11 protein-coding genes are annotated in these 12,554 nt (G+C 73.2%); 7 read left to right on the top strand and 4 right to left on the bottom strand.

Translation table 11 applies throughout. The annotated features are described in order from the left end of the window. Positions 1–132 precede the first annotated feature (132 nt). Positions 133–957, bottom strand: coding sequence for an MOSC domain-containing protein (locus ACFY3J_RS19720; protein WP_384180662.1), 825 nt, complete (start codon positions 955–957; stop codon positions 133–135). A 56-nt stretch (positions 958–1,013) separates the two neighbouring features. Continuing rightward, positions 1,014–1,481: a DUF6643 family protein gene (locus ACFY3J_RS19715; RefSeq protein WP_384180660.1), complete on the bottom strand. Its 468-nt coding sequence runs from the start codon at positions 1,479–1,481 to the stop codon at positions 1,014–1,016. Positions 1,482–1,777: 296 nt separating this feature from the next. On the opposite strand from ACFY3J_RS19715, the gene ACFY3J_RS19710 reads away from it, so the two are divergent. Next, positions 1,778–3,241, top strand: coding sequence for a TerD family protein (locus tag ACFY3J_RS19710; RefSeq protein ID WP_390841405.1), 1,464 nt, complete (start codon positions 1,778–1,780; stop codon positions 3,239–3,241). Between the two features lie 12 nt (positions 3,242–3,253). Here ACFY3J_RS19710 and ACFY3J_RS19705 read toward each other — a convergent pair whose 3' ends face one another. Then, positions 3,254–4,453 carry a glycosyltransferase gene (locus ACFY3J_RS19705; RefSeq protein WP_390841359.1) on the bottom strand — a complete coding sequence of 400 codons (1,200 nt, stop codon included), beginning with the start codon at positions 4,451–4,453 and terminating at the stop codon, positions 3,254–3,256. A 39-nt stretch (positions 4,454–4,492) separates the two neighbouring features. On the opposite strand from ACFY3J_RS19705, the gene ACFY3J_RS19700 reads away from it, so the two are divergent. From ACFY3J_RS19700 to ACFY3J_RS19675, 6 genes are all read left to right on the top strand, one after another. Continuing rightward, entirely contained in the window at positions 4,493–5,278 is a 786-nt protein-coding gene (locus tag ACFY3J_RS19700) for a glutamate racemase (RefSeq protein WP_390841358.1), read from the top strand. A 104-nt stretch (positions 5,279–5,382) separates the two neighbouring features. Beyond that, complete coding sequence (locus ACFY3J_RS19695; RefSeq protein WP_390841357.1) at positions 5,383–5,925, top strand: hypothetical protein; 543 nt, start codon at positions 5,383–5,385, stop codon at positions 5,923–5,925. Between the two features lie 55 nt (positions 5,926–5,980). Continuing rightward, positions 5,981–7,591: an apolipoprotein N-acyltransferase gene (gene lnt, locus ACFY3J_RS19690; RefSeq protein ID WP_390841356.1), complete on the top strand. Its 1,611-nt coding sequence runs from the start codon at positions 5,981–5,983 to the stop codon at positions 7,589–7,591. A 78-nt stretch (positions 7,592–7,669) separates the two neighbouring features. Next, positions 7,670–8,149 (top strand): NUDIX domain-containing protein, encoded by a 480-nt coding sequence (locus tag ACFY3J_RS19685; protein ID WP_384180650.1) that lies wholly within the window; start codon positions 7,670–7,672, stop codon positions 8,147–8,149. Between the two features lie 54 nt (positions 8,150–8,203). Beyond that, a complete protein-coding gene (locus ACFY3J_RS19680; RefSeq protein ID WP_390841355.1) occupies positions 8,204–8,998 on the top strand; it encodes a 3-hydroxybutyrate dehydrogenase in 795 nt (264 codons plus the stop codon). A gap of 79 nt (positions 8,999–9,077) precedes the next feature. Then, positions 9,078–11,018 carry a helix-turn-helix domain-containing protein gene (locus tag ACFY3J_RS19675; protein WP_390841354.1) on the top strand — a complete coding sequence of 647 codons (1,941 nt, stop codon included), beginning with the start codon at positions 9,078–9,080 and terminating at the stop codon, positions 11,016–11,018. Positions 11,019–11,074: 56 nt separating this feature from the next. On the opposite strand, the gene ACFY3J_RS19670 is transcribed toward ACFY3J_RS19675, so the two are convergent. Then, positions 11,075–12,466, bottom strand: coding sequence for an MFS transporter (locus ACFY3J_RS19670; RefSeq protein WP_390841353.1), 1,392 nt, complete (start codon positions 12,464–12,466; stop codon positions 11,075–11,077). Positions 12,467–12,554: the final 88 nt, after the last annotated feature.

Here is a 12,554-nt window from a genome sequence, read left to right as displayed (position 1 = left end):
CGGCCGGAACAGTTGGCCCCCTCGCCGGCCGAAGAGAGAGGGAAATCACCTCGGGCCGGGCATTCTCACGAACTCCTCACGAAAGCCCAACGACCGGTCCGCGCTCCGGGGTTCCCGGCCGGTGGCCGGAAGTCATTCGAGGACGGTGACCGGGTCGCCGAGCCGGATGGTGCCGGTGGACTCGGGCACCAGGTTCTGGCCGAAGACCAGTTCGCCCCCGAAGCGGCGGTGGCGGCCGAGGGTGCGCAGCGGTTCCTTGCCGCGGGTTCCGGTGGCCTGGTCGGTGGTGGTCACCACGCACCGTCCGCACATCTTGGCGACCCGGAAGGGGACTTCCCCGATCGCGATGCGCGACCAGTCGTCCTCGGCCCAGGCGGGGGTGCCGGCCACCACGACGTTGGGCCGGAAGCGGTTCATGGGCAGCGGGCCCTCGCCGGCGTGATCCCCCTCGGCGATCAGGGAGTTGAGGGAGGCGAGCGAGGAGAGCGTGGTGAGCAGCAGCGGGAAGGCGTCGGCGAAGCTCACCGTCTCGCCCGGCAGGGCGTAGGCCGGGTCGACGGGCCGGCGTGTGGCGGGGTCGTCCAGGTGGACCAGACGGACGTCGTCCCCGACGAGGCCGCTGCACCAGGCGTGGGCGGCCGCGTCCGCCGGGACGGCCTCCACCTTCTCGCCGAAGATGTCCACGGTCACCGTGTCGCCCGGCGCGGGGACGGAGACGGTGACCGGGGCGCGTCCGGGCGCGGAAAGGCGGAGGCCGCCGCCGGGCTCGGGTTCGGCGGCGGCCAACGCGAGGTGTGGCTGCTGGCGTTGCGTGACGACCTTTCCCCCGTCGTCGATCAGCGCCCAGCGCCGGTCCCCGTCCAGCCCCCAGGGCTGGACGACGGCTTCCGCGAGCGGGACGGCTCGCAGCGCCTTGACCGGGTGGATGTGCAGCGCGTGCAGTTCCGCGTTCCCCATGGCCTCATCCTGCCAGGCGGCACGGACAGCCGGGGAGCGGACGGCACTGGAGCGGATCAGTAACCGCGGTACTGCTGGTTGCCGTACGGGTCCTGGTAGGGCGCCGGGGCAGGCCGGGGAGTGGCGGGACGCATGGCCTCGTAGCCGGTGCCGCTCGCCATCGGGCGTGGTGGCTGCGGCTGCTGCGGACCGGGATACCCGCGCGGCGCGGAGGCCTGCTGCGGGATGTAGGCCGTGGGCGCCGGCTGCGGGGGGACGGGCTGCGGCGCCTGTGGGTAGCCGTACGAGGGCTGGGGCGGGGCCGCCGGGAGGGCGGGCAGCGCCGAGGGCAGCGCGGGCAGGTTGCTGCCGGTGCTCATCGGGCCGCCCGCGGTCAGGTGGCTGCCCGTGTCGTACGGCGCCGGAACACGGATGGGGGCGATCTGCGGGGTTCCTCGCTCGGCCACGAGCGAGTCGTAGATCGGGGTGTCCGGGAAGGAGGCGGAGTAGTAGCCGCCGCCATAACTGGAGCGGGGGGAGGTCATGGCCATAAGTAAAGCCCACGATGTGCTGGTTGGGGAGACCGATAAGAGGGTTGTTTTCCGTGTCGGCGGTGACGTGAGGTCCCCAATATGAGCGAACTTGGCTAAAAAGGGGCATCGAGCAAGGCTCGGATGCTGTATAAGCCGATCTTCAGACCGGGTTACCGGCGGTCCGCCAGGCGTGTTCCGGTACTTCTCATGGGAGTTCGGTGTCATCGGGCTTAGGTTGGTCGGGTAGCGAGCCGACGGACTGCCGGGGCCACGGCCTGTCCGACATGTGATGGGGGCGAAAGATGTCCATGCCGAAGGGGTCCAACACGCCGGTGCCCGCCACCGCCCTGCGCGTCGAGGTGGGCTGGCGCCCCGGTCCGGGCGTCCCCGACGCTGACGTCTCGGCGCTGCTGCTGGTCGGCGGAAAGGTGCGTTCCGACGCGGACTTCGTCTTCTACAACCAGCCGGCCCACCCCTCCGGCGCGGTCCGGTACGAGGGCAAGGGCACCCTCGGGGGCCAGGTGACCGACACCCTGCTCGTCGACCTCGCGCGCGTGGAGCCCTCGATCGAGAAGGTGGTGCTCGCCGCCTCCGCGGACGGCGGCACCTTCGGACAGGTGCCCGGCCTCTACATCGAGGTCCGGGACGCCGCTCGGGGCACGGTGGCCGCGCGGTTCGACAGCACCGGCGCGAGTGTCGAGACGGCGTTCGTGCTCGGCGAGTTCTACCGCCGTCAGGGCGCCTGGAAGTTCCGGGCCGTCGGCCAGGGCTACGGCAGCGGACTCGAGGGCCTGGCCACGGACTTCGGCATCACCGTGGACGAGCCGCAGCACACGCCGCCGCCCCCGGCGCCGGCCCCGCGGGCACCCGGAATGGCGCCGCGGCCACCCGCGCCGGCCCCCTTCCCGGCCACGCCCTCGCCACCGGTCGGACCACCGGTTCCCCTCCCGCCGCCGGTCGCGCCCCCGGTCACCATGCCTCAGTCCGGCACACCCGCGTCCCCGTTCGGCACACCCACACCCGCCACGCCCACGCGAGCACCCGCCACGCCCACGCGAGCACCCGCCACGCCCACGCGAGCACCCGCCACGCCCACGCGAGCACCCGCCACGCCCACGCCCGCCGCGGCCCCGGTCCGCCTGAGCAAGGTGACGCTCACCAAGGCGGCTCCCTCGGTGTCGCTGACCAAACAGGGCGGAACGGCGGGCGCCATGCGCGTGAACCTCAACTGGGAGGTGCGCAAACAGTTCTCCGGCTGGGGCAGCAAGCGCGGCCGTGCGGTGGCCATGCACAGAGACCTCGACCTCGACCTGTGCGCCCTCTACGAGCTGTCGGACGGCCGCAAGGGCGTCGTCCAAGCCCTCGGCAACGCCTTCGGCGCGCTGCACCGGCCGCCGTACATCCATCTCGACGGCGACGACCGCACCGGGGCCGTAGCCGACGGCGAGAACCTCACCATCAACCTCGACCACAGCGGCGACTTCCGTCGCATCCTCGTCTTCGTGACCATCTACGAAGGTGCCCGCTCCTTCGCCGACCTGCACGCCACGGTCACCCTCCAGCCGCAGCACGGCGCCCCCGTCGACTTCTCCCTCGACGAGTGCACGGTGCCCTCCATGGTGTGCGCACTCGCCCTGATCACCAACAACGGCGGCGACCTCGTGGTCCAGCGGGAGGCCCGCTACCTGGTGCCCGAACGCGGGGTGAGCCCGCAGCGCACCATCGACCGCGCCTACGGCTGGGGCATGAACTGGACCCCCGGCCGCAAGTGACCGGTCACCCGCTCACCCCTCGTCAGGCACGGCGTCCGGACGCGCGTACGTGCGGCCCTTCCAGGCCGCACCGCGGCCCCGGTAGTGCTGCACCGCCGAGTCGACCGTCATCAGCAGATAGAGGAACGCGGTGAACGGCAGCAGGGGAGCGAGCCACAGAGGCTGCCGGTAGTAACGGAGCATCGGGACGTACGTCGCCGCCATCACCAGCCAGGCCAGGCCGCCGGCGAACGCCGCCCCCGCGTCGCCCGCCGCCAGGCCCGCGGTCAGCGCCACCGGCGGCACCATGTACACCAGCGCCAGCCCGGCGACCGTGCCGAGCAGCAGCAGGGGATTGTGGCGCAGCTGCGCGTAGGCGCTGCGCGAGACCATCCGCCACAGGTCGCGCAGCCGCGGATAGGGGCGCACGCTGTCCACCCGCTCGGCGAGCCCGAGCCAGATGTGGCCGCCGCCGGCCTTGACGGCCCGGGCGAGGGCCACGTCGTCGATCACCGCCTGGCGGATCGCGTCCGGGATCCGCGCCCGCTCGGCGGCCTCGGCGCGCAGCAGTACGCAGCCGCCCGCGGCCGCCGCGGTCCGCGCCCCCCGGCGTCCGATCCGGCGGAAGGGGTACAGCTGCGCGAAGAAATAGACGAAGGCCGGTACGACGAGCCGCTCCCACAGGCTCTCCGCGCGCAGCCGGGCCATCTGCGAGACGACGTCGAAGCCTCCGGTGCGTGCCGCCGCCACCAGATGGCGCAGGCTGTCAGGGCCATGGGCGATGTCGGCGTCCGTCAGCAGCAGGTAGGCGGGTCCACGCGCGCGTGCCAGGCCGATGCCGTGCCGTACCGCCCACAGCTTGCCCGTCCAGCCGGCGGGCGGCTCACCCGGTGAGGCCACGGTCAGCGGCAGCCCGCCGTGCCGCCGCGCCAGTTCGCGGGCCAGTTCCCCGGTGCCGTCGCGGCTGCCGTCGTCGATCAGGAAGACCTCCGCCCGGCCCGGATAGTCCTGGGCGAGCAGGGAGGGAAGGCTCTCCGGAAGGACGCCGGCCTCGTCCCGCGCGGGGACGACGACGCACACCGATGGCCAGTCCCCCGGGGCCGGGTCCTCGTGGGGCGGCAGTCTGACGTCCGTACGCCAGAAGAAGCCCTGGCCGAACAGCAGCCACAGCCAGGCGGCGAGTGATCCGACGGCACTCCACTCGATCACGCTCACCCGCGCAGTCTGCCCCACCCGGGCGGCCGGTTCGAGGGGATCGACTATCGTGGCCGGGTGAAGATCGCGCTCATGGACTCCGGGATCGGGCTGCTGGCGGCCACCGTCGCGGTACGGCGGCTGCGCCCCGACGCAGAGCTCGTACTCTCCTTGGACCCCGCGGGCATGCCGTGGGGCCGACGCACGACGGAGGACCTCATCGAGCGCGCCCTGGCCGTCGCCGAGGCCGCCGCCGCGCACCGCCCGGACGCCCTGATCGTCGGCTGCAACACCGCGACCGTGCACGCGCTCACCGCCCTGCGCGCCGCCCTGGAACCGGACCTGCCGGTCATCGGCACGGTGCCGGCGATCAAACCGGCCGCGGCCGGCGGCGGACCCGTCGCCATCTGGGCGACGCCCGCCACCACCGGCAGCGTCTACCAGCGGAACCTCATCCGCGACTTCGCCGACGGCGTGCCGGTCACCGAGGTGCCCTGCTGTGGCCTCGCCGAGGCAGTGGAGCACGCGGACCAGACGGCGATCGACCAGGCCGTCGCCGCGGCCGCCGCACTCACCCCCGCGGACGTGACGACCGTCGTCCTGGGCTGCACCCACTACGAACTGGTCGCCGACCGCATCCGGGCCGCGGTCCGGCACCCGGACGGCCCGCCGCCGGCCCTGCACGGCTCGGCGGGCGCCGTCGCCGCCCAGGCGCTGCGCCGGATCGGCGCCCGGTCCGAACCGGAGACCGCGGCCGAGGGCGGCGTGACCGTGCTGCTGAACGGACGGGAGGGCGCCCTGCCCGCCCCGGCCCTGGCCTACGCGGAAGGCCGCCTCCTCCAGCAGGTCGCCCCGGCCCGCTGACCTGGGCCGGCCACCCGACGCGTTCCGTCCGGGTGCGGCCACCCGGTCCCGTCACCCTGTGCGACGCGCTACCCGCGCAGCGAAACCTGAGTAACCTCATGGATATGAGGGACCACCCCCACGCCGAGAACAGTTCCCATCCCGAGGTGTGGACCGGACGGGCCACCAACCGGATGCAGTGGCTGCTGGCGCCGGCCGGCGCCGCCTGCATGGCACTGGGCATCGAGCTGGCCGTCGACTCCGCCTGGACCTCCGGCATCGCCCCGCTGGTGATGTCCGTCGTGGGCTGCATCGCGGCCGGTCTGCTGGTCCTCTTCGGCACCCTCGCCTTCGTGCACGTCGCCGTGCGGGTCGACCACGAGTCCCTGGAGGTGCGCTGCGGGCACATCGGTCTGCCGCGCCGCCGCATCCCGCTCGCCCATGTCGCGGGCGCAGAGTTCGCACCCCACGTCACCCCGCGCCAGTGGGGCGGCTGGGGCTACCGGTGGCGGCCCGAGAAGGGCACCGCGGTCGTCGTACGCCGCGGTGAGGGCGTCGTGCTGCGCCTGTGGGACGGCCATACGTTCACGATCACCATCGACAACGCCGAGATGGCGGTGCACGTGATCAGGGACCGCCTCCACCCGTCGGCACGCGGCGAGGCCTGACCTGCCCGAGCGGCCTGGCCGGTGCCTCGAGGACGACCGGCCGTACACTCCCGGAATGACCGTCACCGCAACTTCCGTCGACGAGTCGGACCGGCTTCGACCGCAGGCCGCGCCCGCACCCCGGAGGGCGAGGCTCCTCCGGCTCGTGCCCGCCGCCGCGGCAGCCCTGTCGGGCGTCCTCCTCTACTTCAGCTTCCCCCCGCGCCCCCTGTGGTGGCTGGCCCTGCCCGCCTTCGCGGTCTTCGGCGGGGTGCTGCGCGGACGCACCTGGAAGGCGGCCCTCGGTCTCGGCTACCTCTTCGGCCTCGGATTCCTGCTGCCGCTGCTGGTGTGGACCGGCGTGGAGGTCGGCCCCGGTCCGTGGCTGGCGCTCGTCGCCGTGGAGGCGGTCTTCGTCGCGCTGGTGGGCGCGGGGGTCACGGCGTCGTCCCGGCTGCCCGTCTGGCCGCTGTGGGCGGCGGCCGTGTGGATCGCCGGCGAGGCGGTACGCGCACGCGTGCCGTTCCACGGCTTCCCCTGGGGCAAGATCGCCTTCGGGCAGGCCGACGGCGTGTTCCTGCCGCTGGCCGCGGTGGGCGGCACTCCGGTACTGGGCTTCGCGGTCGTCCTGTGCGGCTTCGGCCTGTGCGAGGCCGTGCGCCTGGCGGTGCGGGGGCGGCGCGAAGGAGCCGTACGGCGTCCGGCCGCGGCGGCGGCCCTGCTGAGCGTCGCCGTCCCGGTGGCGGGCGCGGTGGCCGCCCGGCCCCTGGTGAGCGACAAGGCCGAGGACGGCACCGCGACCGTCGCCCTCGTCCAGGGCAACGTGCCCCGGGCGGGCCTGGAGTTCAACGCCCAGCGACGCGCGGTCCTCGACTACCACGCGCGCGAGACGGAGCGGCTGGCCCAGGCGGTGAAGGCGGGCAAGGCCGCCAGGCCGGACTTCGTGCTCTGGCCGGAGAACTCCTCCGACATCGACCCCTTCGTCAACCCCGACGCGCGTGCCGTCATCGGCATGGCCGCCAGGGCGGTCGGGGTGCCGGTCTCCGTCGGCGGCGTCGTGGAGCGGGACGGCGAACTGTTCAACGAACAGATCCTGTGGGACCCGGTCAAGGGGCCCACCCAGACGTACGACAAACGGCAGATCCAGCCGTTCGGCGAGTACCTGCCGCTGCGCCCGCTGCTCGGGGCGATCAACAAGGACTGGACGTCGATGGTCCGTCAGGACTTCAGCCGGGGCGACAAGCCGGGCGTGTTCACCATCGACGGCACGAAGGTGGGCCTGGCCACCTGCTACGAGGCGGCCTTCGACTGGGCCGTGCGCGACACGGTCACGTCCGGCGCGCAGATGATCTCCGTACCGAGCAACAACGCGACCTTCGACCGCAGCGAGATGACCTACCAGCAGCTCGCCATGTCCCGGATCCGCGCGGTCGAGCACAGCCGTACCGTCACCGTCCCGGTGACCAGCGGCGTCAGCGCGATCATCATGCCCGACGGGCGGATCACGCAGAAGACCGGCATGTTCGTGCCCGGCTACCTGGTCCAGAAGGTGCCGCTGCGCTCGTCCGAGACGCCCGCCACCCGGCTGGGCACCCTGCCGGAGCTCGCTCTGGTACTGGTTGCGGCCGGCGGCCTGGGGTGGGCCCTGGGCGCCGGACTGCGCGGGCGACGCGCCCGGAACGTGTAACCGTACGCCGGACGTACGCCCCCCGGGTGCCCCGGACCGCGCCATGGTCCGGGGCACCCGGCCGTTAGGGTCGGCTCCATGGCAACTCCCGACTTCATCCGTACGATCAGGGCCTCGGCCGGCAGCCAGCTGCTGTGGCTGCCCGGGGTCACCGCCATCGTCTTCGACGACGACGGCAGAGTGCTGCTGGGCCGCCGCTCCGACACCGGCGAATGGTCGGTGGTCGGTGGCATCCCGGATCCGGGCGAGCAGCCGGCCGCCTGTGCCGTGCGGGAGGTCCACGAGGAGACCGCGGTGCACTGCGTCGCCGAGCGGGTGGTCCTCGTCCAGGCGCTGGAACCCGTCACCTACGGCAACGGCGACATCTGCCAGTACATGGACATCACCTTCCGCTGCCGTGCGGTGGGCGGCGAGGCACGGGTCAACGACGACGAGTCGCTGGAGGTGGGCTGGTTCGCGGTGGACGCGCTGCCCGAACTGAACGAGTTCGGCCTGTTCCGGATCAAGCAGGCCATGTCCGATGCACCCACGTGGTTCAACCCCACGGAATTGAGCTGAAGTATGGGCCTTGCCCATATGTGGTGCGGCGGGAGGCGTGCCTAGGGTCACCCCATGACCTCGCCGCTCCCCGCTCCGCACACCCCCTCGCTCGACCTCGGCGGCCGCACCGCGCTCGTCACCGGCGCCGCCGGCGGCATCGGCCGCGCCTGCGCGCTGCGGCTGGCCGCCGCCGGGGCGAGGGTCAGAGCCGTCGACCGGGACGCGCCGGGCCTGGACGCGCTCGCCGAGCGGGCGGGCGCGCTCGCCGGCTCCCTCGAACCGCTGGTGCTCGACCTCACCGACCTCGACGCCGCCGAGCGGGCGGCCGCCGGGACCGATGTGCTCGTCAACAACGCCGGGCTGCAACTGGTGTGCCCCATCGAGGAGTTCCCTCCCGAGGTCTTCCACACCGTGCTCACCGTGATGCTGGAGGCGCCCTTCCGGCTGATCCGCGGCGCCCTGCCGCACATGTACGGCCGGCGGTGGGGCCGGATCGTCAACATCTCCTCCGTGCACGGCCTGCGCGCCTCCGCCTACAAGTCGGCCTACGTGGCCGCCAAGCACGGCCTGGAGGGGCTGTCCAAGACCACCGCCCTCGAAGGCGCCCCGCACGGCGTCACCTGCAACTGCGTCAACCCCGGCTATGTGCGCACGCCCCTGGTCGAGGCGCAGCTCGCCGACCAGGCGCGGGCCCACGGCATCTCCGAGGAGCGCGTGCTGTCCGAGGTGCTGCTCAAGGACAGCGCGGTCAAGCGGCTGCTCGAACCTGAGGAGGTCGCCGAGGCCGTGGCGTACCTGTGCGGCCCGCAGGCCTCCTTCGTCACCGGCGCCTCGCTGGTCCTGGACGGCGGCTGGACCGCGCACTGACCGGCCACCCGGTTCCTCTGCGCATCCGGGTTTTCCACAGGCTCCACGAGAGGACCGGACGATGGGTGATCCTGTGGGCATGTCCAGCGATCACGTGCAGTCCGCCCGGCGCCCCGCCGCCAGGACTCCGGCCGACAGCGCCGAGACCCCCTTCCTCGAGCTGCTGGCCCGGGGCGCGCCCACCGCCGCCTACGAACAGCCGGTGCTGCTCGCCCGCGCCGAGGGCCGGCCGGCCGAGTGGATCGACGCGCTCGAACAAGCCAGACTGCTCGCCCTGCGCGTCCGCGCGGAACTGGAGGGCCGGAGGCGCCGCGAGGCGGAGCTGTCGGCGCTGTTCGAGACCGCCCACGACCTGGCCGGCCTGCGCGACCTGGACGCGGTGCTCCAGGCCATCGTGCAGCGCGCCCGCTCGCTGCTCGGCACGGACATCGCCTACCTCACCCTCAACGACCCCGCCCGCGGCGACACCTGCATGCGCGTCACCGAGGGCTCGGTGGCCGCCCGCTTCCAGCAACTGCGCCTGGGCATGGGGGAGGGGCTGGGAGGCCTGGTCGCGCAGACGGCCCGCCCCTACGTCACCGACGACTACTTCAAGGACGCCCGTTTCCAGCACACCGGAACCATCGACGCGGGTGTGCGGGACGAGGGCCTGATCGCGATCCTCGGCGTGCCGCTCATGCTCGGACCACAGGTGATCGGCGTACTGTTCGCGGCCGACCGGCGGGCCCGCGTCTTCGAACGGGAGCAGATCGCCCTGCTCGGCTCCTTCGCCGCCCTCGCCGCGGCGGCCATCGACAGCGCCAACCTGCTGACCGAGACCCGATCGGCGCTCGCCGGCCTGGAGCGGGCCAACGAGATCATCCGTGACCGCAGTGGCGTCATCGAGCGCGCCTCCGACGTCCACGACCGGCTCGCCGAACTCGTCCTGCGCGGCGGCGGAGTGCACGACGTCGCCGCCGCCGTCTCCCAAGTGCTCGACGGCGCCGTCGAGTTCACAGAGGCCGCCGCCGCACCCGCCGACGCCCTGGAGGCCTCCCGGGCCGAGGGACACGCGGTGCCGCACGGACCGGACTGGATCGCCGCCGTCGCCGCGGGCGGTGAACTGCTCGGCGCGCTCGTGCTGCGCGGTCACCCCGGCCTCGACCCCGTCGACCAGCGCACGCTGGAGCGAGCCGCGATGGTCACCTCGCTGCTGCTGCTCGCCAGACGGTCAGCCGCCGAGGCCGAACAGCGCGTCCGCGGCGAACTCCTCGACGACCTCCTGGACGCCCGCGACCGCGATCCCCGTCTGCTGCGCGAGCGTGCCGCCCGGCTGCACGCCGACCTCGGCGCCACGCACGTCGTGCTCGCCGCCCGCCTCGACGCCCCGTCCGCCGACGCCGAGCAGGAGGCCGCCGCCCGCCACCGCCTGTGGTCGGCGGCCTTTCACCTGGCCGCCACCCGGCACGGACTGGCCGCCGCCCGCGACGGCGGCACGGTCCTGCTGCTGCCGCTGCGCCGCGGGGACAGCGCCACTCAACTGGCCCGCAGAACCGCCCGTCACCTCGGCACCGGGGTGCACGAGGCGGTCACCGTGGGCGCCTCCGCCCCCGTCGAGAACCCGGCCGCCCACCCCGAGACCGTCGCCGCCGCCTACGAGGAGGCGCGGCGCTGCCTCGACGCCCTGCGACTGCTCGGCCGCACCGGCGACGGCGCCGCCGCCCAGGACTTCGGCTTCCTCGGCCTGCTGCTGGCCGGTGACCGGGACATCGCCGGCTTCGTCGACCGCACCGTCGGCCCGGTCGTCGCCTACGACGAGCGGCGCGGCACGGAACTCATACGTACCCTGGAGGCGTACTTCGCCTGCGGCATGAGCCCGGCCCGCACCAAGGACGCACTGCACGTCCATGTGAACACCGTCGCCCAGCGACTGGAGCGCGTCGGTCGGCTGCTCGGCCGGGACTGGCAGACCCCGGCCCGCGCCCTGGAGATCCAACTCGCCCTGCGCCTGCACCGCTTGTCGGGACCGGCGCAGACCTGACCCCCGTACGCGAGCGGGCGTACGGGGGCCGGCCGGACCAGGCGAGCGGGCGGGGATCAGACGGTACGCGCGCCGGCGGCGCGGGCGGCCGTGGGCCCGGCGGCCGCGGACGCCTCGACGTCGGCGAGGTCGCGGTGCCGGGTCTCCTTGGCCACTCCCACCGCGATCAGCGTCAACACGGCCGCCCCGATCACGTACAGGGCGATCGGGGTGGAGCTGCCGTAGGCGGACAGCAGGGCGGTGGCGATCAGCGGGGCGGGCGCGCCCGCGGCGACGGAGGCGAACTGGGCGCCGATGGAGGCGCCGGAGTAGCGCATGCGGGTCGCGAACATCTCGGCGAAGAAGGCCGCCTGCGGGGCGTACATGGCCCCGTGCAGTACCAGCCCCACGGTCACCGCGAGGATGAGATGGGCGAAGCCGCCGGTGTCGATGAGCCAGAAGAACGGGAACATCCACAGGCCGACCCCGGCGGCACCCAGCAGGTACACCGGGCGGCGCCCGATCCGGTCCGACAGGGCACCCCAGGCCGGGATCACCGCGAAGTGCACCGCGGACGCGATCAGTACGGCGTTGAGCGCGGTCTGCTTGGAGACGCCGGCGGAGGTGGTGGCGTAGACGAGGATGAACGCGGTGATCACGTAGTAGCTGATGTTCTCCGCCATACGCGCCCCCATCGCCACCAGCACATCACGCCAGTGATGCCGCAGCACGGACACCAGCGGCAGCCTCTCGGTCCGGTCCTCGGCCGCCCGCGCCGCCCTGCGGCCCTCGGCCTGCGCCAACGCCTGCTGGAACACGGGCGATTCATCGACGGAGAGACGAATCCACAAACCGACGACGACGAGTACACCGGAGAGCAGGAACGGAATGCGCCATCCCCAGCTGCCGAAGGCGCTGTCGGAGAGCACGGCGGTCAGCAGCGACAGCACACCGGTGGCGAGCAACTGCCCCGCGGGTGCTCCGGTCTGCGGCCAGGAGGCCCAGAACCCGCGCCGCCGCGCGTCCCCGTGCTCGGACACCAGCAGCACGGCCCCGCCCCACTCACCGCCCAGCGCGAAGCCCTGGACCAGACGCAACACGGTGAGCAGCACCGGTGCCGCGCTGCCCACCGTCGCGTGGGTGGGCAGCAACCCGATCGCGAAGGTGGCCCCGCCCATCAGGAGCAGGCTCAGCACCAGGAGCTTCTTGCGCCCCAGCCGGTCACCGTAGTGCCCGAACACCAGCGCGCCCAGCGGCCGCGCAGCGAACCCGACCGCATACGTCAGGAACGACAGCAGCGTCCCCACCAGCGGATCCGAGTCCGGGAAGAACAGCTTGTTGAACACGAGCGCGGCAGCCGAGCCGTACAGGAAGAAGTCGTACCACTCGATGGTGGTGCCGATGAGGCTGGCGGCGACGATGCGGGGAAGGTTCGCCGGGGGTGGGGGAGAGGTGGTCGGGGAGGCCATGTGCGCCACTTCCTCGTCTGCGGTGGGGACGGGTACGTGTCGGCACACGGTAGGAACATGCAGGTCAAGCGCACATGTGGCGAGCCAA

Origin of the sequence: Streptomyces sp. NPDC001231 (assembly GCF_042896885.1) — a bacterium.
Taxonomy (GTDB): domain Bacteria; phylum Actinomycetota; class Actinomycetes; order Streptomycetales; family Streptomycetaceae; genus Streptomyces.
This window is presented reverse-complemented; position numbering and strand designations above follow the sequence as displayed.

Coding starts and splice junctions, on each gene's coding strand:
- ACFY3J_RS19695 (WP_390841357.1), top strand. CDS start 5,383: ATGAGGGACCACCCCCACGCCGAGAACAGTTCCCATCCCGAGGTGTGG.
- ACFY3J_RS19685 (WP_384180650.1), top strand. CDS start 7,670: ATGGCAACTCCCGACTTCATCCGTACGATCAGGGCCTCGGCCGGCAGC.
- ACFY3J_RS19720 (WP_384180662.1), bottom strand. CDS start 957: ATGGGGAACGCGGAACTGCACGCGCTGCACATCCACCCGGTCAAGGCG.
- lnt (WP_390841356.1), top strand. CDS start 5,981: ATGACCGTCACCGCAACTTCCGTCGACGAGTCGGACCGGCTTCGACCG.
- ACFY3J_RS19670 (WP_390841353.1), bottom strand. CDS start 12,466: ATGGCCTCCCCGACCACCTCTCCCCCACCCCCGGCGAACCTTCCCCGC.
- ACFY3J_RS19710 (WP_390841405.1), top strand. CDS start 1,778: ATGCCGAAGGGGTCCAACACGCCGGTGCCCGCCACCGCCCTGCGCGTC.
- ACFY3J_RS19675 (WP_390841354.1), top strand. CDS start 9,078: ATGTCCAGCGATCACGTGCAGTCCGCCCGGCGCCCCGCCGCCAGGACT.
- ACFY3J_RS19680 (WP_390841355.1), top strand. CDS start 8,204: ATGACCTCGCCGCTCCCCGCTCCGCACACCCCCTCGCTCGACCTCGGC.
- ACFY3J_RS19715 (WP_384180660.1), bottom strand. CDS start 1,481: ATGACCTCCCCCCGCTCCAGTTATGGCGGCGGCTACTACTCCGCCTCC.